8 protein-coding genes and 1 pseudogene are annotated in these 22,079 nt (G+C 57.2%); 1 reads left to right on the top strand and 8 read right to left on the bottom strand.

What is annotated here, in order from left to right:
* Positions 1-9: 9 nt before the first annotated feature.
* The 8 genes and pseudogenes from AA74_RS0102100 to AA74_RS0102145 form a co-directional block, all read right to left on the bottom strand.
* Positions 10-15,681 carry a hemagglutinin repeat-containing protein gene (locus AA74_RS0102100; RefSeq protein ID WP_025910666.1) on the bottom strand — a complete coding sequence of 5,224 codons (15,672 nt, stop codon included), beginning with the start codon at positions 15,679-15,681 and terminating at the stop codon, positions 10-12.
* A 14-nt stretch (positions 15,682-15,695) separates the two neighbouring features.
* Positions 15,696-17,393, bottom strand: a complete 1,698-nt coding sequence (locus AA74_RS0102105; protein ID WP_155267961.1) for a ShlB/FhaC/HecB family hemolysin secretion/activation protein — start codon at positions 17,391-17,393, stop codon at positions 15,696-15,698.
* Positions 17,394-17,575: 182 nt separating this feature from the next.
* Complete coding sequence (locus AA74_RS0102110) at positions 17,576-18,529, bottom strand: GlxA family transcriptional regulator (RefSeq protein ID WP_025910670.1); 954 nt, start codon at positions 18,527-18,529, stop codon at positions 17,576-17,578.
* 26 nt (positions 18,530-18,555) lie between these two features.
* Entirely contained in the window at positions 18,556-19,335 is a 780-nt protein-coding gene (locus tag AA74_RS01000000121960; protein ID WP_032667212.1) for an MBL fold metallo-hydrolase, read from the bottom strand.
* A 122-nt stretch (positions 19,336-19,457) separates the two neighbouring features.
* The gene (gene nlpA / locus AA74_RS0102130) at positions 19,458-20,258 is read right to left on the bottom strand and encodes a lipoprotein NlpA (RefSeq protein WP_008500128.1); all 801 of its coding nucleotides are present in this window, start codon (positions 20,256-20,258) and stop codon (positions 19,458-19,460) included.
* A 139-nt stretch (positions 20,259-20,397) separates the two neighbouring features.
* Positions 20,398-20,783, bottom strand: a pseudogene (locus AA74_RS01000000121965) (type II toxin-antitoxin system VapC family toxin).
* Positions 20,780-21,046, bottom strand: a complete 267-nt coding sequence (locus tag AA74_RS0102140; RefSeq protein WP_025910676.1) for an antitoxin — start codon at positions 21,044-21,046, stop codon at positions 20,780-20,782. Before AA74_RS0102140 ends, AA74_RS01000000121965 begins: the two are co-directional and overlap by 4 nt.
* A 129-nt stretch (positions 21,047-21,175) precedes the next feature.
* Positions 21,176-21,595 (bottom strand): GNAT family N-acetyltransferase, encoded by a 420-nt coding sequence (locus AA74_RS0102145; RefSeq protein WP_008500129.1) that lies wholly within the window; start codon positions 21,593-21,595, stop codon positions 21,176-21,178.
* A gap of 140 nt (positions 21,596-21,735) precedes the next feature.
* Here AA74_RS0102145 and AA74_RS0102150 point away from each other — a divergent pair, with 140 nt between their 5' ends.
* A complete protein-coding gene (locus tag AA74_RS0102150; RefSeq protein WP_021242704.1) occupies positions 21,736-22,032 on the top strand; it encodes a YicS family protein in 297 nt (98 codons plus the stop codon).
* Positions 22,033-22,079: the final 47 nt, after the last annotated feature.

A 22,079-nucleotide genomic window follows, 5' to 3' on the forward strand; every position in this document is an offset into this window, starting at 1 on the left:
CATTTAATCCTATTTGGGATGAAAGTTTGTGACTCGACCTGTATTTTTATCGAGATAAACTCTAAAATTCAACCCGCCAGCTGTAGCGTCATATGCTGACTGACCATTGAGCATTGCATCTCTATACCCTTTCACTGCAGCCTCTTGCCCAAGATCTAACATTACTTTGTCAGTATATATTTTCGGATCATAGATAGTTTTCTTTTCTGGACTTGGTTTATATTTTCCATCTAAATTCCCCATGCGATCTTTGGTAGGAACTAAGTATTCAACTTCAGAAATACCTTTAACATTTGTAGGTTTCTCGCTTACGATTTTTACGCCATATTTTTTAACGGCATCATAAAACGCATCAGCATTATGCCCACCTGAAATCCCACTCTTTTGCGTAAACCCATCAACCGTTGCCAGATGTTTTGGTTGATCAATTCTGATACTCATCCCATCAGGATAAGTGATTGTCGTAATGCCCTTCTCTGTACTGGTTTTATATGGCAGCGAATTTCCGTCGTACTGACCGCCAGGATACTCTACATTTTTAATATCCTTACCCGGTTTTACTGAATACTCGCCATCGCCAGCAGTCCATGTGATCGATGGATTTTCAGGAATAACTTTCTCTACTTTGGAAGTGACTTTTGCAACAATCTTCTCTGTCAGAGCCGTACCTGTTTTTGCAACACCAACACCACTGGCAACAGCAGTAATGAGATCGGACATGAGTTTACCCGCCTCAAGACCTGCATTGTACGCACCTCCCGCACCTGCCCTCTGATACTCTGATTCCATCAGATTGATACGATCAATATAACTTTGTTTAACGGCATCCGACATCGTACTGAACATGTCGTCGCTCGTGATTAATTGCTTAATCGCATCATAAGTGGCGGCAGGATTTGTGATGGCTTTCGATAAACTCTCGACGGAATCACTAATCCCCTGAGGAACACCAACCAGCATACCAGCCCCGTAGGCGGCCTCCTGCCCGATATCAATAGCATCCCATTTAGCACCGACTTTCAACTGGCATGAGGTGTTACCTTTACAGGCATCAAACTCTTTATCCCGCTCAGAACGTTGTTGGTTGCTAAGATAGTTATTCTCAACCGTCGTTTTGCCCGCCTGAGCCGCCGCTACCGCATTCGCGCTGCTGTCTCCGACAAGCCCGCCAGCCAGACCAGAAGCCAGTGTCGCCAGCGCAGATACCGTCTGTTTTTCTTCCTCGCTCAGTTCGCTGACCTGTTTGCCAAAACCGTCAACCGCAATCTTACCAGCCAGCTCACCCACCGCCGCGCCAGCTGCAGCGGACGCCGCATCTCTGCCGGAAGCGGCTGCAAGTGCGGCGTTGACAACCGCATGGGCCAGCACGCGTCCCTTAAGATCCTTCTCCGGGATGGCATTCGCGATGGCATTGGCGATATACGGCGCGGCACCGCCCGCAATCGCAGCTTTAATATCGCCACCTGCCAGCGCCTGAATGGCCGCCGTTGCTGCCGTGATGGCGCGCTGGGTGCTCTGCCCCGTTCCCATGCCAGACTGGTTAAACGCTTCGTTATAGAAGGTCTGGTACATCTGGTCATGAATCGCCTGATCGGTAACCTCTTTACCGTCTTTTTTCAGCTGGCTGATGGCGGCGTTACGCGCATCGCTGCCCGCGGTTTTCATCTTCTCGTTGGCCGCTTCCGTGGCCGCAATCTTGCCGTTGGTGCGCGCAATATCCGCAACCTGATTGCCGATCTCGCCAATCATTTGCGCGGTTTGCAGGCGTTTCTGCTCTTTCTCTTTGTTAAAGATCGGGTCGATGCTGCCATTGGCATGGTCAGTGTCACGGCTGAGCGTGCTGACGTCCTGCTTCTGGTTAGCCTGGTCGCGAACAATGATAGCACCGTCGGCTACCGCTGATTGCGTGGTCCCTTCAGCATGGCCGCTGCCGCCCATTCCTGCCAGCATTGTGCTGGCCATGTTGCTAACCAGATTACCCGCAACCCCGGCGCCGCTGCTGAAGCCGACACCCTGATGTTCAACCTTATACTCCGCCTTATTGTTGATGTCCGTAAAGCCCAGCGTACCGGTCTCAAGGCGGTTTTTGTCTGCATCAGCACGGCTGGCAATCACCGCACCGTCCAGCTGCGTATGGTTGCCAACGTTAATATCAAAGCCGCCTTTGCCAGCGAAGATCCCGGTCTGCTCCTGGACCGAGTCGTAGTTGCTCTTCATCTTGTCGCGGCTGATGCTAAAGCTGCCGCTACCGCTGCCCGCTCCCCAGGTGTAGCTTGCACCCGCATTCATACTCTGCTGTTTGCTGTTGTATTTGTCGCTATCCTGCAGGCTGCTGAGGGTCAGGTCGCGCCCGACATCCGCCGTGACCTTATCGCCGTTGACCTGCGCGCCTTTAAGTACCGTATCGCGGCCGCTGGTCAGGTTGACGTTCTGTCCGGCATCCAGCGTCGTTTCGTTCCAGGAGGTTCCATTGCCTTTTTCGCTGCCTCTGGCGGCGTTTACGCTGGCAGAGACGGTGATGCCCGCGCCATTCGGACCGGCGGTAATACCGATCCCGATTGAGCCACCCTTGCTGGAGTTACTGCCCGTCAGTTTGTTGGTGTCGGCTGCACTCGTCAGGTTGATATCCTGAGCCGCATTGAGCGTCAGATCCTTGCCAGCCTTCAGCTGGCTGCCCGCCACGGTAATATCACCGCTGTTGGCAGCGTTGCCCTGACCTGTCGCCGTGATGGCGAGGTTACCCCCGGCATTCAGCGTGCTGCCGGTCGTTTTGTCCTGCTCCGAGTGTGAGGTGGATTTAGAGGACTGTCCGCCAATGGAGGCCATCACGCCGAACGCGCCATTGTTGGTGGGATCGCTGCCGTTAGCCGCTTCAGCGAGACGGTTGGCCTGCACGGCCTGAACACCCGACAGTGCCGCTTTGGTCGCCTGCAGTGCGGCGAGACGGCCATCGCTCTGGTCTTTCACCGCCATTGCCGTGCTGGCCGCAGTGTTCACCGCGTCACCCACTGCGCCGGAGAGGGCAATCGTCAGGCCACTGCTTTTCTGCTTGAAGGTTTGATCGCTGGTGAGCCTGTCGTGGCCCGGCTCGATCGTCACGCTGTCTCCGGTGAGCGCCATATTTTTGCCAGCCACCAGATCCGCGCCGCCGACATGCAGCTGATTACCGGCGGCAATATCAACGCTCCCCCCCGTCGAGCCCACCGTACTGAAACTCTGGCTCTGGGTGGTGCCCTTCTCACGGAGATCCTGGGTACTTTTGCTGCTGCCGATGGTGAAACCAATCCCACCCGAGCCCATCAGGCCGGATTTTTTCTCTTCCTTAAAGCGCCAGGAGGTATCGCTGTTCGTCGCTGCCACAATATCGACGTTGTTGCCCGCCTTAAGCTTCACGTCGCCGTCGCCCGCCACGGCGGAACCGTTCACCAGCAGGTTATTGCCCGCCACCACCTGCACGTTATCGCCGCTCAGCAATGAGCCGGATTCACGCGTCGCGCTGTTCTCCTCGATGGTGTGGGTGGTTTTCTTGCTCAGGAACCCTTTTTTGGTTTTAGTCTGCTCTTTGTAGTGATAATCGCTTTCGGTTGCGGTGGCGAGATTTATGTCCCGCCCTGCGCCCACGCCAATATCCCCGTGTGCTGTGACCTGCGCCGCCTGGGTATTAACATCACGGTTCGCAATGATTGTGGTGCTGCTGCCGCTGGCGATCTCCGTTCCCTGCTGGCGCACAGACTGGTTGATCTCGACCTTTTTCTTCGCGCTGTATTTGTCGCTGGTTGTGGTCTCTGCCGCCAGCAGATCGATATCCCGTCCGGCCTGCAGCCCCACGCGATCCTGTGCGGCAAGCGCCGCGGCGTTACTGCGCAGATCGCGGCCTGCGGCCAGCGTCAGATCGTCGCCAGCGCTAATGACCGTACGCGTATTATCCGTCTTCAGGGAATCCGTTTTCGCGGTCTGGCTGTGACGGCTATTCTGCGCCACATCCAGCACCAGATCGTTCCCCGCCCAAAGCGCAGCGCTGCCTCCGGCCGTCAGATTACTGCCCGTAACGTTCAGATCGTAACCTGCCTGCAGGCCAAGGTTGCCTCCGCTGGTGACCGTACTGCCCTGGTTGGTGACGGTCTCATTGAGATTGCGGCCATAACGGTCGCGCGTCACCAGTTGATTCCCTGTAACAGAGATATCATCCAGCGCTTTTAGCAACATATCGCCGCCAGCACTGAGGTTAGCGCCGGTATTGATGATATCTTTCCCGGCGCTCAGGGTCAGGCTGTCCGTCGCTTTGATGGAAGCAAGCGCGCCCAGGTCGGTTTGCGTCAGCGAGACGGCCTGGCTGTTCCATCCGTTCGTGGTACCCGAGATATTCCATTGGTTGGTCAGCGTCTGGTTAACAATACTGCCCCCCACGCTCTCAAGGCTAACCGTCTGCCCGCTGATGGTTGACCCCACGTTATTGATATTGCCCAGGGCGCTAAGCTGCAGGCTTCCGCTGGAACCGATCAGGCCACCATTGATGTTGTTGATTGTGCTCTGGCTGCTGGCAGCCAGCAGGCTTTTACCCTGCAGCGTACTGCCGTCATTCGTGATGCTGCCAGCATTAAGGATCACCTGATTTCCGGCGATAATGCTCCCTTTGTTAAACGCCACGTCCTTCGCCGACAGGTACAGCCTTGGCACGAGGACATTTTGTCCCTCAATCACCGTGTTTTCCCACCACAGGATACTGGAATCCAGCGAGGCAACCTGCTCTTCCGACAGGCTGACGCCGAGCTGTAACCCCAGCTTGTCACGGGCCTGAGCGGCGCGATCGATCAGATACTGCATCTGCTCAAGGTCGGAGCCCACGCCGTTAACGTAGCGGCTACCGGTCTCGTTCAGGATCTGATTGCTGACGTAGCGGGTGTCGAAGGCCGCATCGCCCAGGAAACGGTAATCATATTCCGGACGCAGATTCAGACGCGCCAGGAAATAATCCGACCCCAGGAACTGCGTGGTATCGGTATAGGTTGTACGGGTTTCCTGCGGCGCCGAAGGCGGCGTTGTCCCGGCCAGCTTGTACAAATCATTAAACAGGCTGCTATCCAGTTGCCCTAAACCCGCCAGTTTCGGGTTGGTAACAATGAGATACGGGCTTTTCGGATCGCGGTTTGCCACAAAATAGCCGTTATTGTTGGCCGGTAGCGGATAGTCGCTCAGCTTAATCGGCGAACCATTGCTGGTCAGCGCTGGGGCAACCGACGAGATATCGGTAAGCGAAACAGGACGGTAGTTATAACCCGGTGGCGGAGGCGTTTTCCCGCCGCTGGAAAGCGAAATGATCTGAGCCGTTACCGCAGCGATTTCACCGATCTTATCGCGGGAAGCCAGCGCGGACGTTCCGCTTGTTCCCGACTGCTTCTGCCCCGCCAGCGCTACGGTATCGCTGGCAATAGTCGTATGCTTGCCACCCGCGCTGCCGGGAACCACCAGGGCTGCACCGGTCCCGGTCAAATCAACCGGCGTACCGTTCGCACCGTTCTGGGAGGTTAAGCCTGCAGCCTGCAGGTGAACGTCAGCCAGCTTGCCGCCTGCCTGGCCAAAATCGCCGATGCTCTGGGGACGGTTATCAATCGATGCCAGACCGTTATTACCGGCATTGCGGCTGGTGAGCACTTCCGCATTACCTATGCCACTCCCACCGCCGGGCAGGTTAATGGTCGCCTGCGGTGCGGCAACGCTTTGGCTGCTTGCCGCGCCGAGTCCGGTGGCCTTAGCGCCAGACGCAACGGTCGGGCCGCCAGACAGGTTCAGCCCGGGGGCACTGAGGCCAGGCTTATAGCCCGGGGCGTTCGCCGTGGTGGAGGTATTGCTGATATTGTTGCTGAAGCTGGCGACTACCGCGCCGCCGGCCTGGATAACGGCGCGATAAACGTCTCCGCTGGCCCCTTCAGTGGTCACACTGTCAAGAACATAGCTAATCGACTTCGATACCAGCTTGTCATAGCTTCGCGTGGTCTCATCAGGTCTGCGGGCATATTTATCGCCTACCCCATAGCGATAAACGTTATAAACCGTCGACGTGCCGTTTAGCCATGACTGGTTATTTAAGGTACTTCCTGAAAGCTGAATATTTCTGTTCGCCAGAATCGACGACGCCATATTTTCAACGTTATCAGACCGGGCGATGATGTCTCGGCCGGACGCAATGCGGGACTGCTGCCCCTTCGCGCTCACGGATACCGAAACGGTTTTAACGGCAACTTTTTGAACATCCGCGTCTTCATAAGGCGCATAGTTGCCAAGCATTTCGCTCCAGTCGTCACCGTGGCCGTGATAACTCTGTCCTTCCGTCACATAAATACCGTACTTGCCGGTACCGGAAGAGGAAATCCAGTCCACAGGAATATCCGCCGTTCCACCCTTAACCCAGGACGGTGCGATATTCGTTTCGCTCTGGGCTGCATTGAGCCCATCCCGCTCGTTTACTAAATGCCCGGTCAGGATTGAAATGTCGCCACGCAGGGTTTCAATACTGCCTGAAGTATTCACGACCTCCGCGCTAGCGTTACCTGCGCTGTCGCGCTGCATCCACAGGCTGTTACCGGCCAGAATATCGCCGCGCGCGTTACGGATGCTGTTCGCCAGCAGGCTCATATTATTGCCCGCGTACAGCAGAGCGCTATTCAGCAGCGTGCTTCCGGCGCTGGCGATCAGATCGCCTGCAGTTCCGACAAACCCTGCGTTATTAATACCGTTCAGGCTGCTCAGGCGCAGCGTACCGCCCGCCTCGACGCTGCCTGTACCATTCAGGTTTAGCTGCCCTGCGCTAAGCTGGCTTTCGCCATAGCCCGCCCGCAGCTGGCCGTTATTATTCAGCGTACCCGCAGCGGAAAGCTGTATCCCCTTGCCCTGCATCAGGCCATTGGTCGTGATATCGCCCTGGCTGGTGACGGACAGCGTATTCCCCGCGGCCAGCGTAGTCAGCTGATTATAGGAAGCCTTGCTCGCGAGGGTGAGGTCCCCCAGCGCCACAACCTGCCCCTGAAGGCCGGTATTAGTGGCGTTAATCGCCAGGTTACCCTGGCTAAGCATCCGGGCAGCAGCAGCGTTATTGACCTGCGAGGCGGCAATCCCAAGATTCTGGGTGGCGTATACCGTACCGTTATTATCGAGCTGGCCCGGATTAACCGTCAGGTTCGCGCCCTGCAACATGCCGTCGTTTACAATATAATTACCACCGAGCGTTCCCTGCTGCTGTGCCAGCACCGTACCGCTGTTGTTCAGCGAACCGGCGTTGAGCCACAGCGCAAAGCCCTGCACCCAGCCGCTGTTGGTCAGCCCCGGCGTATTCAGCGTTAGCGTTGAACCACTGAGTAACTGCCCCTGATTACTGCCGCGATCGCGCAGGTCAAGCTGCGTATTACCGTTCCCCTGTAGCGTACCGTCATTATTCAGCGTCTGTGCGCCCAGCTGGAAAGCGCCCTGGCTCAGCATCACGGCATTGCGTCCGTTATCGACGTTACCGCGCAGCGTGGCGTTGAGCGCGGTATTCGCCTCCATGCGGCCCTGGTTATTCAGGCTACCGGCATTCAGCGTCAGGGTGCTCCCCTGGATATGACCGAGGTTGGTCAGGATATTGGCGCCCATGCTGAGCAGGCCGTTGCTTAACAGCTTCGCACCCGCCTGCTGGTCAAGATCGCCGCTGAGCGTGACGCCAAGGCCATCGGCACCGCTGATGCTGCCGCTGTTACTGAGCGAACCGCCCGACAGCGACATCTTCTTCGCCAGCATTTGCCCCTGATTCTTCAGCGTTGGCGCCCCGAGCGTGGCCGTCCCGTTCGCCACCATTGAGCCCGTATTGACCAGGGAGGAGGTCAGCGCGAGATCCGTATTTCCCGCGCTTTGCAGCGTACCGTTGTTCTGTAACTGCCGGGCGTTAACCTTCAGGTACTGCGACTGCCACAGACCATCATTCGTGATGCTCTGCCCACCCGCCAGCAGCGTTCCCTGCGTTTTCATTGATGCACCGGCCCGGTTGGTCAGCCCCTGAAGAGGTTGAAGCGTCAGGGCGTTCAGACCAATCACGGAACCGGCGTTATCGACCGTACCACTATTTACCGTCAGGGTACTGCCCTGAAGGCTGCCCCCGTTTGACAGGCTGCCGCCGTCCAGTATCAGGTCACCGTCAACCAGCAGAGAGCCCTGGTTATTCAGCGCCCCCGCAGCAACGCGCGTACTCCCCTGGCCAAGCAGGCGACCCGTGTTGGTCAACTGGTTATCAACCTGAGCGGTCAGTCCGTCGGTACCGAGTACGCTGCCGCTGTTGTTCCAGCCACTCGCGTTCACGCCGAGCCGTTGCCCCTGCATTATCCCGCCATTCGCGAGCTGACCGGCCTTAAGCGTCAGCTGTCCGCCGGAAAGCAGTTTCCCGCCGGTCAGGTTGTTCAGCGTCGGGGCGGTAATCGACAGCCCGCCGTCGCCCTGAAGCACGCCGCGGTTATTCAGAATATTGACCGCCAGCGTGGCATTACTCGCCGCCAGCTGACCTGCGTTATCCAGCCTTGCGGCCGTCAGGTTCAGCCCCTGCTGAGCGAGCAGCCGTCCACTTTGTTGGTTCGTCAGCTGGTTGCCGATATTCAGGCCCAGATCGCGCGCCTGCACGATGCCCTGGTTGTCGAGATTATCGAGATTAAGCGTGAGCCCCTGCTGCGAAAGCAGCAGCCCCTGGTTGGTCAGCTGCGGCAGGGAAAGCGTCAGCGCCCCGCCGGTGATAATTTGCCCGCCGGTCTTATTGTTAAGTACCAGAGTTGATGGCGTCAGGGAGTTCAGCGCCAGCGCGCTGTTACCCTGCAGCAAGCCGACGTTGGTCAGCAGATTGGTGATGATATTCACCGAATCTCCCGCTAACGTGCCCTGGTTGTTAAGGCTGGCGGCGCTCAGGGTCAGATCTTTTTGTGCCACCAGGCGTGCATTGCCGCGGTTCACGACGTCGCCGGTGAAGCTTAGCCCCACACGGCTCCCTTGTAGCGTTCCCTGGTTATCCAGGGTGGCTCCAGAAAGGACCAGCGCCTCTTTTACAGACATCAGCCCCAGGTTGACCATCTGCGGGATGGAGAGATTCAGCGAGCTGCCGCTAACAATTTGCCCGTTCGTCAGATTGTTGAGCCGCGGCGTGTGCAGCGCCAGCGCGCTGTCTCCCTGCAGGATGCCGTTGTTGTCGATCTGGCCGCTGGTAAGCTCGACACTCATTGCGGCAAGCACACCGTTATTCGTCAGGCTGGCGCTCTGGCTGCTAAGTTGACGGGTCGCCAGCAGCTTGCCCCCGCTCTGGTTATTCAGCTGTTGCGCGACGTTAAGATTTAACGCTCCGGCAGACAATGTGCCCAGGTTGTCAAAGCTGCCGGTCGTCAGCGTCATATCCTGACTCGCCTGAACGAGCCCGCCGTTGGTAAACTGCGGCAGATCGAGATTAAGCGAGCCGCCGGACAGAATTTGTCCACCGGTAAGGTTATCCAGGGCCCGGGTATCGAACGTCAACGCAGCGCTACCCTGCAATAAACCGCTGTTGCTGATGCTGTCCGATTGCAGGTTAAGCGTACCCGCCGCCAACTGCCCGCGGTTATCTACAGCGCCTGCGCGAATATCAAACCCGGCCTCGCTGAGTAACGTTCCGCTGTTTGTTAGCGTGCTGCTGACGTTCAGGCTCGCGCCTTGCTGGCCAAGCAGCGTCCCCTCGTTATTCCAGCTTCCGGCCTTAACGTTCAGCGTCCGGCCCTGTAGCGTACCGGCGTTATCGCCCTTATCCCCGGCAATCGTCAAATCGCCGCCGCTTAACAGCTGTCCGACGATCAGGTTATTAATCACTTTGGCAGCAGGCGTCTGCGCGGCGTCAACACTTCTCAGGCCCGAGGTCTGTGCCGCTTGACCCTGGATCGCCAGCCCACTGTTACCCTGCACCAGGCCGCTATTGTTCAGGATCCCGAGAGCCAGGTGCGCATTATCTGCCGCCAGCGTGCCGCTGTTGGTTAACGTATTGCCGTCAAAAGCCAGCGCCTGGGTGGCAAGCACTTTGCCCGTGTCCCGGTTGGTCAGCGCGTTTTTTACCGCGAGGGTCAGCGTGTCGGCCTGAATCACACCGCTGTTAGTCAGCATTGCGCTCGTGAGATTTAGCGCCTGTTTGGCCAGAAGCGTACCAACGTTGCTGAACGCGTCTGCAACGAGATTCAAAGCACCATTGCTTTGCAGCGTCCCGGTATTGTTCAGCTCTCCGGTGCTCACGCTAACCGTATTTGCTGCCAGAATACCGCTATTATCGAGCTGACTGGCGTCAAGCTGCAGCTTGCCCTGGCTCAGCATTTGCCCGCTGATGGTCGCGGTATTATCCACATTCAGCGTCAGATCGCCTTTACCTGTCAGCGAACCCGCATTAGTGAAATCCACGCCGTGCAGGAGAGCGTTCTGCCCCTGCATCAGGCCAGTGTTGTTCAGCTGCTGGCCGGTAATATCGAGCAGCCCACCACTTAATATCTTGCCTGCTTGATCGTTATCGAGGCCGGTAACGGCAAGTTTAAGACCAATATCCCCCTGCAGCAGGCCGCTATTTTGCCCGCGTCCGGACGAAATAATGACGTTGTTGCCGATAAGCTGCCCGTCGTTACGCCAGCTTCCGGCGTTAAGCGTCAGCAGGTCGTCTGCAAACAGATGCCCCTCAGGCTGGTTGTTTACCTGACCGGACAAATTCAGCTGCACATTCAGTGCTTCCAGACCACCGCGGTTATCAAGAGAAGTCCCGTCCAGGCGCAGGTTTTTCCCCGTCGACATCAGCCCGTCATTGATCAGCGCAGGTACCGTCAGCGCAATATCATCGCCTGCTACCAGCGAACCGCTCTTTTGATTGGACAATGAGGCGGCGGAGAAGCTGAGCTTGCCGTCGGCCTGAATTAATCCGCTGTTATTTGCCTGCCCCACTGCGCTGTCGATGTTAACGGTTGCAGCAGCAATTACCCCTGTATTAGAAAGCGCCCCGCTTTTCAGGCTGAGGGAATTCTGGCTGATAAGACGCCCGTCGTTGTTGAAAGCCCCGGCGAACAGAATATTCAGCGCCTCGCGGCCCAGCATTTGTCCGCGGTTAACGCCGCCAGACTGTCCACCCGCGAGCGTCAGGCTTTTCCCCTGAACCCGGCCAGCGTTATCCAGACGGTCAACATTAAGTCCCACATCACCATCGCTCAGCAATTGGCCGCTGGCGATGTTGTTCAACTGGCTGCTCTGCAGGCCGAGGGACTGGTTTCCCTGAATCAGCCCGCTATTTGTTAAGCTGCTAACCGCAAGACGCGCGTTGCTGCTGATAAGCTTCCCGGCGTTATCACCGCGGGCGGCGTCAATCGAGAGGGTATCGTCTGCCAGCAGTACGCCACTGGCCTGGTTATTCAGCGTCTGTACCGACGTTAACGCCAGATTGCCTGCTTCAATATTGCCGCCATTCGTTAGCGTCAGCGCGTCGATAGCCAGCCCCTGACTGACCGAAATCAGCCCGGCGTTGACCAGCCGATCAACATGTAAACTACCTCCGCTGCCGCTCATTTCTGCGCCTGCAGTATTATTCAATTCCCCGGCGGTGAGCGACAGACCGTTGATAGCAAGCACCTGGCCGCTGTTATCCAGCCGCCCCGCACCGATCTGAACCGTGTCCCCCTGCAGACGTCCGGCGTTCCCTCCCTGCACGGTATTCAGGGTGAGCGCACCGCCGCTCAGGAGTTGACCACCTGAAAGGTTATCCAGCGTATGGCTGCTGACGGAAAGCCCCTGATTTCCCTGCAATAACCCCGCATTTGACAGAGTATTGGCGATTATCGTGCCTGAGCGGCTAATCAGCTGCCCCCGGTTGGTGAACTCAGGTGTCGACAGGTGAAGCGAATCATCTGCCAGCAGCACACCTTTCGCCTGGTTATTCAGCTGCTGGCGCAGCGTCAGCTGTAAATCCTTCGCCTCGATGTTCCCAGCGTTGTCCAGCGTCGCGGCCTCGATAGCCAGCCCCTGGGTGACCGAAATCAAACCGGCGTTAATCAGGTCGGGAATGGCAAGTCTTAGCCCGCTGCCGCTGATAATGCTGCCCTGCTTCTGGTTATGGAGTGAGGAGGCGGTAAAACCAAACAGCTGGTCACCCTGTAGCAAACCGCTATTGGTCATCTGCCGGGTGTTGATGTTCAGCTCGGGCGCCGCGATCTGCCCCTGGTTATCCAACTGCTCGCTCGTAAGGCCCAGTTTGCCTTTGCTGAGCAAATTACCGCTATTGGTGAGGCTTTCGGTTCCGCTCAGGCTAAGCGCAGATAATCCCAGCATCTGGCCATTGTTATCCGCCTTTCTGGTATTCAGTCCAATAGTCTCGCCCTGCACCTTACCGGCGTTGCTGAACCCTAGGGTCTCATTGAACGTCAGCGTACCGCCGCTGACGACTTCGCCTTCGGAGGCATTGTTAAACTGCTCACCGTCAGCGACAAGTGCCGCGCTCCCCTGCAGCAAACCCTTATTGACGAGCGTCTTCGCGTTCAGCGTCGCGCTTTCCGACATCAGACGTCCGTCGTTACTGAGCTGCGGCGTCGCGAGCTTCAGGCTGCGCTGGGCCAGGAGGATCCCCTCAGCCAGGTTATTCAGCTTTTCGCGCAGCTTTAGCTGCAGATCCTGAGCTTCAATCCGCCCGTTGTTATCCAGCGTTAACGCATCAATGGCAGCGCCTTGCTGAGCGGAGATCGCGCCAGCATTAACCAGCTGCTGTACGGTAACGGCCAGGCCGCTGCCTGCCTGAACAGTGCCGGAAAGCCCGTTTGCCAGCGCGCCGACATTCAGATCCAGCGCCCCGCCGCTTTGCAACCAGCCGTCGTTAGTCAGGCTGTTGCCGCTAATGCGCAGATTGTCTGCCGTGACGCCGCCGAAATTAGCAAACTTCCCGGCGTTCACGCGGCCAGTCTGCTGGCTGACAAGCCGCCCGTCGGCGAGGTTAGTAAACGTATCGCGGACATTGACCGACAGATCGTCCAGCCCCGAAGCCTGACCCCCGTTGCTCCACTCCCCGGCGTCAATCGTCAGCGTTTTGCCCTGAACGCTGCCCGCGTTATCAAACGCCGGGGTCGTAAGCGCCAGCGACGCTTCCGCCAGCAGTACGCCGCCTTGCTGATTACTTAATTTCTGACCCGCTTTCAGCGCCATCGACTGGGCTTCAAGATTGCCGCTGTTCGTCAGCATCAGGCTTTCAATGGTTAGCCCCTGCTTCACCGAAATCAGCCCGGCATTCACCAGTTGTGGGATATTCAGCGTCAGCCCGCTGCCGCTGATGATTTTTCCCCCGCTCTGGTTAGCCAGCCTTGTGGAAGCGAGCTGCAACGTTTGCCCGCCCTGCAGCAGGCCGCTATTGTCGAGGGTATTCGCGTTCAGGTTCAGAGCGGATGAGGCCACTCTCCCGGCGTTATTGAACACTGGAGCGGTCAGGTCGAGTGTATTTTCGGCGAGCACGCTTCCGGAGGCCGTGTTGGTAAAGGCGTTATTTAGCGTCAGCGCCAGCGCGCTGGCAGCCAGCTGGCCGTCGTTGGTGAAGGTATTTCCCGTCAGCGTGAGCCCGTTACGGGCCGTCATTTTGCCGCTCGCGTGGTTATCCGTATGCCCGGTAATGGCAAGCGTTAAGGCATCGCTATCCAGCGAACCACTGTTGGTCAACTGGCTGGTATTAAGCTGCAGCGTTTTCTGCGCCAGCAGCGCCCCTCCGGCCTGCTGAACAATGGTTTCGGCGCTCAACGCCATGGCATTATCCGCCTGCAGGGTGCCGCTGGTGTCAATCTGGTTAGCCTGCAGAGAAACGTTGCTGCCGCGGCTCGTACCGCGATGCGTTAAGCTGCCGGCAGCGAGCGTCAGGTTGCCTTTTGCAGCCTGGACACCGTCCAGCCCGGCGGCGTTATGCGCCTGCAACAGCATATCGCCCTGCGACTGAAGCTGTCCGCTCGCCAGCGTCGTAAGTCGGTCGCCGCTGAAGGACAGATCGCCCTGGGCCAGAACCTCCCCGGCGATCTGCGCATCACCCGCATTGAGCTGCAGGCTGCCCCCGCTGGTCAGCGTGCTCCCCTGAAGAGCGCTGAATTGACGGCTGGTGAGCGCGAGATTCTGTTTCCCACTGACCAGCCCGTTGTTTATGACGCTGTCAGACTGCAGCCCGAGCCTGCCGGTGGATAACAATTGCCCGTTTTGCCCGATATTCAGCGCGCCAGTACCGCTAACGCTCAGATCGCTATCGCTGCTGAGCATGCCGTCAATCCAGGCATCCCCCGTTGAGATCTCCAGCACGCCGCCGGCCAGCAGTTGACCAGTATGGTTAAGCGTGCCCAGATCGAGCCGGGTATTTTTCTGCGCCTGTACCGCACCGCTATTGGTAAAACCTCCCGCCTTCACGTTTAGATCGCCGTTCGCGGTCATTTTCCCGCTGTTAGCGAGCTGGCCTGCGGAAAGAGAGATACCGCTGCCTGCCACCATCTTACCCGCATGGTTTGCAGCCCCTGCGACGTTAGCCTGAATGGTGCCAGCCGCATTAACCTCACTGGTGGTATCTGCGGTAAGCGAACCAGAGTTCAGGCTGATGTTTTTACCCGCCGTTAACGTACCGTTAGCGACGCTCAGCTTTCCATTACCGGCAAGCGTAATATCCCCGTCGCTAAGCAGTTTGCCGTTCGTTACCGCCACGTCTGAACGGCTGTTGATCAGCATTGCTCCCGTACTTTTATGTTCGCCGCTGAGGACAACGCTATCCGCCTTCGCCGTCAGGCTACCGCTTGCAAGGCTGTTATTCACCATCAGCTTACCGTTGGTATCCAGCGTAATATCGCCCTGTCGGGCGTTAAGATCCCCGAGGTTAACCCCGACGCCTTTTTCGCTGGAAACAAGACGGATACGGTTGGCGTACATCCCGCCGAGCGCGCCGGTATCCACGGCTACCACAGGTGCGGCCCCCTCGCCGGTAATCGGCGTGACGCTGCCGTCGGCGGCAACCCGGTTGGCGCCCACGGTCGCGGTCAAATCTTTCGCGTGAATCGCGGCGTTCACTTCCGTCGCACGCGCAATAATCGACAGCGCGTCGCTCTTGCTGGCATCCAGCCCCTGGCCTTCAACCGTGATGGCGCCTTTCGTCACCTCCAGCGCCTGCAGGTTACCGCTGGCGTCGAACTGCGGTTTCCCCGTGGTCAGGGTGACGTTCGGGGTGTTGATAAATCCGCACCCGTTACAGGTAATGCCGTACGGGTTGGCCACCATGACGTTTGCTGCTTTACCGGCGACTTCCGTATAGCCCTGCAGCTGCGAGCGGCTGGCGCCCGTGACTTCGTTGATAATGCCTTTCGCTTCCCGCCCGGCCTGCAGGTTGGGGTTGTTCTGGATAAGCCCGCCCAGCTGGGTCTGGGTTAAACGGTCCGTGCCGTTGTTGAGGATAAGCCCCTCTTTGCCGACGTTATACTCACCGAACTGGTTATGCGAGATACCCGCCCCGTTGGGCGTGGCGATGTTGACGACCGGCACCCCGTTCCCCGCCCGATCGACCGTGGTCTGCCCGGTTGGCGTAAGCGCCGCCGCGACGGCAGGTGCCATCGGCTGCCAGACCATCAGGCCGCAGACAATCCAGCTGATCAGACGCTGCGAGAAACGAACGGGTGGGTGACGGGTATCCATAGTCGTAGAGTCTCTTAAAGCATGAAGGCAATGCGCCAGTTAACGCTCACATGATCCGGGCCGAGCCAGTCGGGGTAGTGCAGGGGCGTACCGACCGAAATCTGGCTGCTGTACCCGCGCCCTGCGCTGTTCAGTCCTACCGAAGCGCCCCACAACGTGCCGGAGGCAAAGCGGTCCTGACGGTCTTTTTCCAGCCAGCCGCCGTCAACGGCGACCGTTGCGCTCACCGCGCCAATCACCGGAAGGGTGAAGAGGGAATATCCCAGCTCGTTGCGCCAGTAGCCGCCGTTGTCCCCGGACAGGTACTGCTCTTTAAAACCGCGCACGGAGCTTTCGCCGCCGAGCGTCAGGCGCTCGGAACCGTACAGCCGATCGGGCGACCACTGGCCGTAGGCGCTGGTCAGCCACCAGGCATTACGGGTAATCGGCCGCTGGAAGCTGGCGTTCAGACTCCATTTACGGAATTCCGCACGCGGCACATCCCCGGACTTATCTTCGTCGGTTTCGGCATTGAACCACGGCATGCCGTGGCTCCAGGTCGGGTTGAAGGTCGCCACGCCGCCCAGCATTTTTTGCGTGTGCGTGATCCCAAGAATCAGGCTGGAGAGGTTGCGCGTGCTGCTCTGAAGCGGCGCGTCGTTGAGCCAGTTGCGACTGGAGCGCTGAACCACGCCAGCCGCAATGCCGGTTTTCACATCCCCGTTGCGGAAGACCACCCAGGACGCGTTAAGGCGGTGGGTTTTGGTATCGCCCGTGGAGAGCCAGTTGAATCCCTGGTTACTGATGGTGGTCCGGTAGTTACTCCAGGCGTAGCTGTAGTCCAGTAATCCGTAGCCAAACGGCACGCTGACGCCCGCCTGGAAATTCTGCGCATCGTACGCGCTGGCAAAATCGCTGCTGCGCCCGCCGCTGACAAACCATTTATCCGCCAGACCCAGCATATTATTGGCGGTGAGCACGCCGCTCAGCTGATCTTCGCCGGTACTCTTCTGCCCGCTATTATCCAGGCTTACCGATGCACTTAAGGGAAATTCCGGCTTTGCCGTAAGATTAACAATGGAATATCCGGCCTGCGTTCCCGGAAGAATTTCAATCTGAACCGGCTCGGTACGCAAACGGTTAATTTGCTCCATGCCCTGTTCGATGTCGCGTAAATTAAGGATGCCGCCCACCCGTCCCGGAAACGCCATTTTCAGCATGCGCGGCGTTTCGCCTTCCAGACGGATCGCTTCCAGTCTGCCTTCCAGCACAACAATATTCAGCTGACCGCCGGAGAGATCCTGCTCGGTAAGAAAAGCGCGGCTGGTGATATATCCCCGGCTGATATACCAGTCAGAAATATGGGCGAGAAGTTCCGTTATTTTCGCCATATCCAGACAGCGGCCCTGCCACGGCGCGACAAGGGTCTGCCGGGTTTTCGGGGAGATTAAGGTCGCACCGGAAAGGGTAATGGTATGAATAGTGAAAAAGGGCCCGGAGCCGGTAACAGGCAGCGGTCTGGCGGGCGCAGGGCGAGGAATACTGCGCTCCAGCTCCTCACGCTGTTGCTGGTTCTGTAATAAAAGCTGCTGCTGTTGCTGTTGAATGGAATCGCGATCGGCCGGCGACAGCGGCGCAGCATTGGCGCGCGCTAAAAAAAAGACGGCCAATAAGATAGCAGCAGCATAATTTACTAATGAAATTATTCTATTTTTTATTTTGGAGCTATTCATCCATGCCACAAAAATGTCCGCAATGATTATTTGCGTAATATAAGAGCATTCTTAAAGCGAGTATATCTAATTTGCGTTAGGGCATCTGAAATAAATTTTTCTTTCAGAAAAATGAGAAGGGTATTAAGAAAAAATACGAACTAATTTAACTAAGCCTTAAATCTTGAGTTAGCCCGAATACACTAGCTGTGAAGACGGAAAGTTTTTCGCCACTCTGCGGGACTCACCCCAAAACGCGCTTTAAACTGCTGTCGCCAGGTGACGGCGGAATTAAATCCCACCAGCTCAGCCACGCGTTCAATCGGCATATTTCCGGCTTCCAGCAGGATTTGGCTGCGCCGCAGGCGTTCGGCGGTCAGCCAGTCGGCGACGCTCATCCCCGTCGCGTTAACAAAATGACGAGTCAGGGTGCGGCGGCTCATCGAGACCACCTCAGCCAGCGAGTCCAGACTATGTTGTTCGGTGATGTGCTGCTGCAGGTAGTCGATCAGGCAGTTAATGCGTCCGTCGCGGGTATCTTTGGGTACCGGCTGGGCGATGAACTGCGCCTGCCCGCCCTCGCGGTGGGGCGGAACAATCATCCGGCGGGCAATCTGGTTGGCAACCACGCTGCCAAAGCGCTGACGAATGATATACAGGCAGCAGTCCAGCGCGGCGGCAGTCCCGGCAGAGGTAATGATATTGCCGTCATCCACGTAAAGGGCATTAATATCCAGCTGAACGTTCGGGAAGAGCGACTGAAATTGACGTTCGAACTCCCAGTGGGTGGCCGCGCGTTTGCCGTCGAGGAGCCCCGCCCAGGCCAGCACAAACGCCCCCAGACACAGCCCGACGATTTCCGCACCGTGGTCCCTCGCCTGTACCAGGCTGTCGAGCAGCGCCTGTGGTGGGCGTTCAAGAACGTGCTGCCAGTAAGGAACGACAACAATATCGGCCTGCCCAATGGCGGTAAAATCCTGCGTGGCGTTGAGGGCAAATCCGTCTTTTGAGGTGAGAAACCCTGGCGTTTCGGCGCAGATCGTCACGTTAAAGCGCTTTTCTCCGGAGACCGAGTCGCCAAACAGAATGCAGGGAACGGAGTAGTGGAACGGGCTGAACCCGTCTACTGCGACAATCGCGACGTTGACTAGCGACATTTGTCTCTCCTTTCCCTTTCAGACACTCAGAATATAACGGTTTCGCCATCCTGGGGAATGCTCACTGCGTCACTCACCTGGTTGGCTTCAACGTACTCCCGCAGCGCGCTGCGGGTTAACAGACAGTGGTTAATGGCTTCCATATGGATCGCCACAATTTTAGCCTGCGGCAGCAGGAAATGGACGTTGAGCACATCCTCCTGCCCCATAATAATGGGCCCAAAACCAATGACGTGGGCATAGCCGGCGTTCAGCACCACCACGTCCGGCTGGTGCTTTTGCAGATCGGCCGCCACCTCGTCACGCCAGACGGTATCCCCGGCAATATAGAGCGTCTTCTCATCAGGATGACGCAGCACCACGCCACAGGCCTCGCCCAGCCGCTCCGCCAGTTCGGGCACGGCGTATGCGCGATCGGTACCGTGCTGGCCGCCGTGGGTCTTCGCTATCCGGATATCACCAAAGGTGGTTGCGTCGGTCATGACCGTCAGGTTGCTAAACCCCTGGCTGCGCAGCAGCGCGGCATCACGGTCGTTTTGCACGTAGATCGGTTTATCTTTGGCGATCAGCTCCGCCGCGGCGCGATCCCAGTGATCGTCATGGGTATGGGTGACGATCACCGCGTCGGCGTCCAGCAGCGTGTTGACGTCTACGGGGAGTTCGACCGTCGGGTTACGGCGTTCGGCATGGGCCGTGCCGGGGAAGCCCGGATAAGCGCCCTGCGGAGCCAGCATCGGGTCGATTAAAAAACGTTTTCCGGCGTAGGTAATCAGCTGGGTGGCGTTGCGAATGTGGGTGATGTTCATGGGCTATCCTCCGGTTGGTGTGATAAGGAGGATAGCCAGCCGTCGCGCGTCACGCTGTGGGTTAAAGGGCGATTACCGATGGAATCGGGCCAATTTTCGTCACCGCGCTTTCTGCGGGTTCCTTACCAGCCCGGCACCGCCCCGCCGTTAAAGATCGTCTCCGCCGCTTTCGCCACTTCAGGCGACTGATACGACTGGATAAATTCCTTCACGTTCTCGGCGTCTTTGTTGTCTTCGCGCGTCACCACGATGTTCACGTACGGCGAGTTTTTGTCTTCGATAAAGACGCTGTCATGCACCGGCGACAGCCCGGTTTGCTGGATATAGGTGGTGCTGATGATGGCGACATCCACTTTCGGGTCGTCCAGCACGCGCGGCAGCTGCGCCCCTTCGAGCTCCATGATTTTCAGCTGTTTAGGGTTGGCGGTAATATCCAGCGCCGTCGGCAGCAGCCCGGTATCTGGCTTCAGGGTGATGAGCTTCTCTTTTTGCAGCAGCAACAGCGCACGTCCCAGGTTGGTCGGGTCGTTTGGAATGGCAATGGTTGCGCCGTCCTTCAGGTCAGACACGGATTTGATTTTGCGGGAATAGCCAGCCATTGGGAAAACAAAGGTGTTCGCCACGGCCACCAGCTTGTAGCCATGCGCCTTGTTATCCTCTGCAAGGAACGGGCGATGCTGGAAGACGTTGGCATCCAGTTCCCCCTGGTTGGTGGCATCGTTAGGCAACAGCGAGCCGCTGAAGCCCACCAGCTCCACGTCCAGGCCATATTTCTCTTTTGCCACCTTTTTGGCGACTTCCGCCACGTCCTGCTCGGCGCCGTTGATGACGCCGACTTTAATGTGTTTGGCATCGCTGCCACTTTGATCGCACCCGGCCAGCAGCAGGCCAGCCAGTACCAGAGCACCCAATCGACGTTTCACAAGACAGTTCCTTTTGCTGAATGTTGTAGTGACTATATCGACAACGAGGCGGGGAAATAAAAACCGAAAAAGAATCAATAAGAAGGATCGGTTATATGCGGGTATGGCCGGGTGGCGCTGCACCACCGGGCATCAGGGATCACAACATTGTCGTCCAGTCCTCGACGGCAAGCTCCTGCACCATTCTGAATGCACGATCGTTGTTCCCCGACTGATAGCATGTGCAGCGATCAGTTGATCGAGATCCCCCATCACTTTCCCTTTCTTTTCCAGGGTTGCACGGAGTTCACCGTACGTTGCTGCGGCGTCGCTGTCCCAGTCGCAAATCGTGATGGTATTGAGAAACTCCCGGATTGTTTCTTTCAATCTACTGCTTTTCTTCTTGTCAGCACCATACAGCAATTCCGCTTCGGTAATGCTTGAGATACAAACGTCACCCGGCGCCAGACATGTCATTCTGCTTACAACCTCCGGGTGTCGTTTAAACAAGTGACTCACAATATTCGTATCCAGCATATGTCTCATGAGCATGCTCCATCCAGAGGGTCTCTTGTCGTAACACTCTGATTGCGTTCCTCCTTGCTCAAAAACGTATCTGGTACGTCCGTTTCTGCCAGCATGCGGAGAAAATTATCCCAGCTCTTTATTCGAACAGGTTTTGCCGCCAAAACGACATTCCCCTCCTCATCCCGTCGGATGTAGACGCTCTCCGCATTAAACGCGAATTCAGCAGGCAGCATAACGGCCTGATTCTGACCCTTTCTGAATAGTTTTGCTGTGCGTTCCATTGCTATCTCCATGGATGACTTGACCAGGCCAAAGCATGCGCCAGGGCCCGAAAAGAAGACAAGCAACACGTTTTAAATTAGGAAAGCGGCTCGCAATAAATAGCAGAATGCATAATGACAGAAACGGGCTTAAAGGGCTTTCGCCAGGTAATGTCGCTGCATGCCCGGGTACGGATAATCCTGCAAAGACATCTGCAACTGGTACCCCTGTTTTTCATAGAACGGACGCGCCTGGAAGCTGACGGTATCCACCAGCGCGTGCTTGCAGCCTTTGCGTCTGGCTTCATCTTCCGCCGTTTTGATGAGCTGGCTGCCCACGCCGGATCCGCGTACGGCATCGCTCACCCAGAGAAAGTCGATATTCAGCCAGTCGCCTTTGCGCACCCCAATGAGCCCGCCGAGCATGGTGCCGATGTCGTCCCGCACGTAAACGCCAATATCCCCGCTGAATGTGGAGAGATCCAGAAACTGCGCATTGTAGGCTCTCAGGCCCGTGAGTAACTCTTCTTTTTCCTGCGCCGTAACCGCATGAGTAATGCTCAGGTGCATATTTTTCTCCTTGTTATCTGTGCCGTTTCACTATCTCACACACGCAACGTGGAGAAAATTCATACTTTCGGCTGGCGTCGCTACACTGAATGTAACGATATATTTCATGGGAAGCCTGTGACGTCAAAAGGGGGTTGTTGATGAAAGCTGCACACCTTGTCTGCCTGCTGGTTTGTCTGCTGTTCGCCGCGTTTGTCCATGCTCAGGAAAAGGACGATCCGGCGAAAGAGGCGCAGATTAAGCAACAGGTCCTGAAAGATATTAAGAAAACCTGTACGCCACAGAAAAAGCAGAGCGATAAGGCCTGGCAGGCGATGATTTTGTCGTCAGAGGCCAATCAGCTGCTGATCAAAAATGCCGTTACCGCCGTGAAGCGTGACAACCTGGACGCCTACTGGGCGGCGATTGGTCAGGTGGATTGTATGGAAGATTATTGAGGGCTGGAAACCTGCTTCTCGCCGGGTGGCGGCTGCGCCTTACCCGG

This window comes from Enterobacter sp. 5-4 (assembly GCF_000612205.1).
Taxonomy (GTDB): Bacteria; Pseudomonadota; Gammaproteobacteria; order Enterobacterales; family Enterobacteriaceae; genus Enterobacter; species Enterobacter roggenkampii.

Bases quoted from the DNA above. Each gene is read 5' to 3' on its own strand.
- AA74_RS01000000121960 (WP_032667212.1), bottom strand. From the start codon at position 19,335: ATGAACATCACCCACATTCGCAACGCCACCCAGCTGATTACCTACGCC.
- AA74_RS0102150 (WP_021242704.1), top strand. From the start codon at position 21,736: ATGAAAGCTGCACACCTTGTCTGCCTGCTGGTTTGTCTGCTGTTCGCC.
- AA74_RS0102100 (WP_025910666.1), bottom strand. From the start codon at position 15,681: ATGGATACCCGTCACCCACCCGTTCGTTTCTCGCAGCGTCTGATCAGC.
- AA74_RS0102105 (WP_155267961.1), bottom strand. From the start codon at position 17,393: ATGAATAGCTCCAAAATAAAAAATAGAATAATTTCATTAGTAAATTAT.
- AA74_RS0102110 (WP_025910670.1), bottom strand. From the start codon at position 18,529: ATGTCGCTAGTCAACGTCGCGATTGTCGCAGTAGACGGGTTCAGCCCG.
- AA74_RS0102140 (WP_025910676.1), bottom strand. From the start codon at position 21,046: ATGGAACGCACAGCAAAACTATTCAGAAAGGGTCAGAATCAGGCCGTT.
- AA74_RS0102145 (WP_008500129.1), bottom strand. From the start codon at position 21,595: ATGCACCTGAGCATTACTCATGCGGTTACGGCGCAGGAAAAAGAAGAG.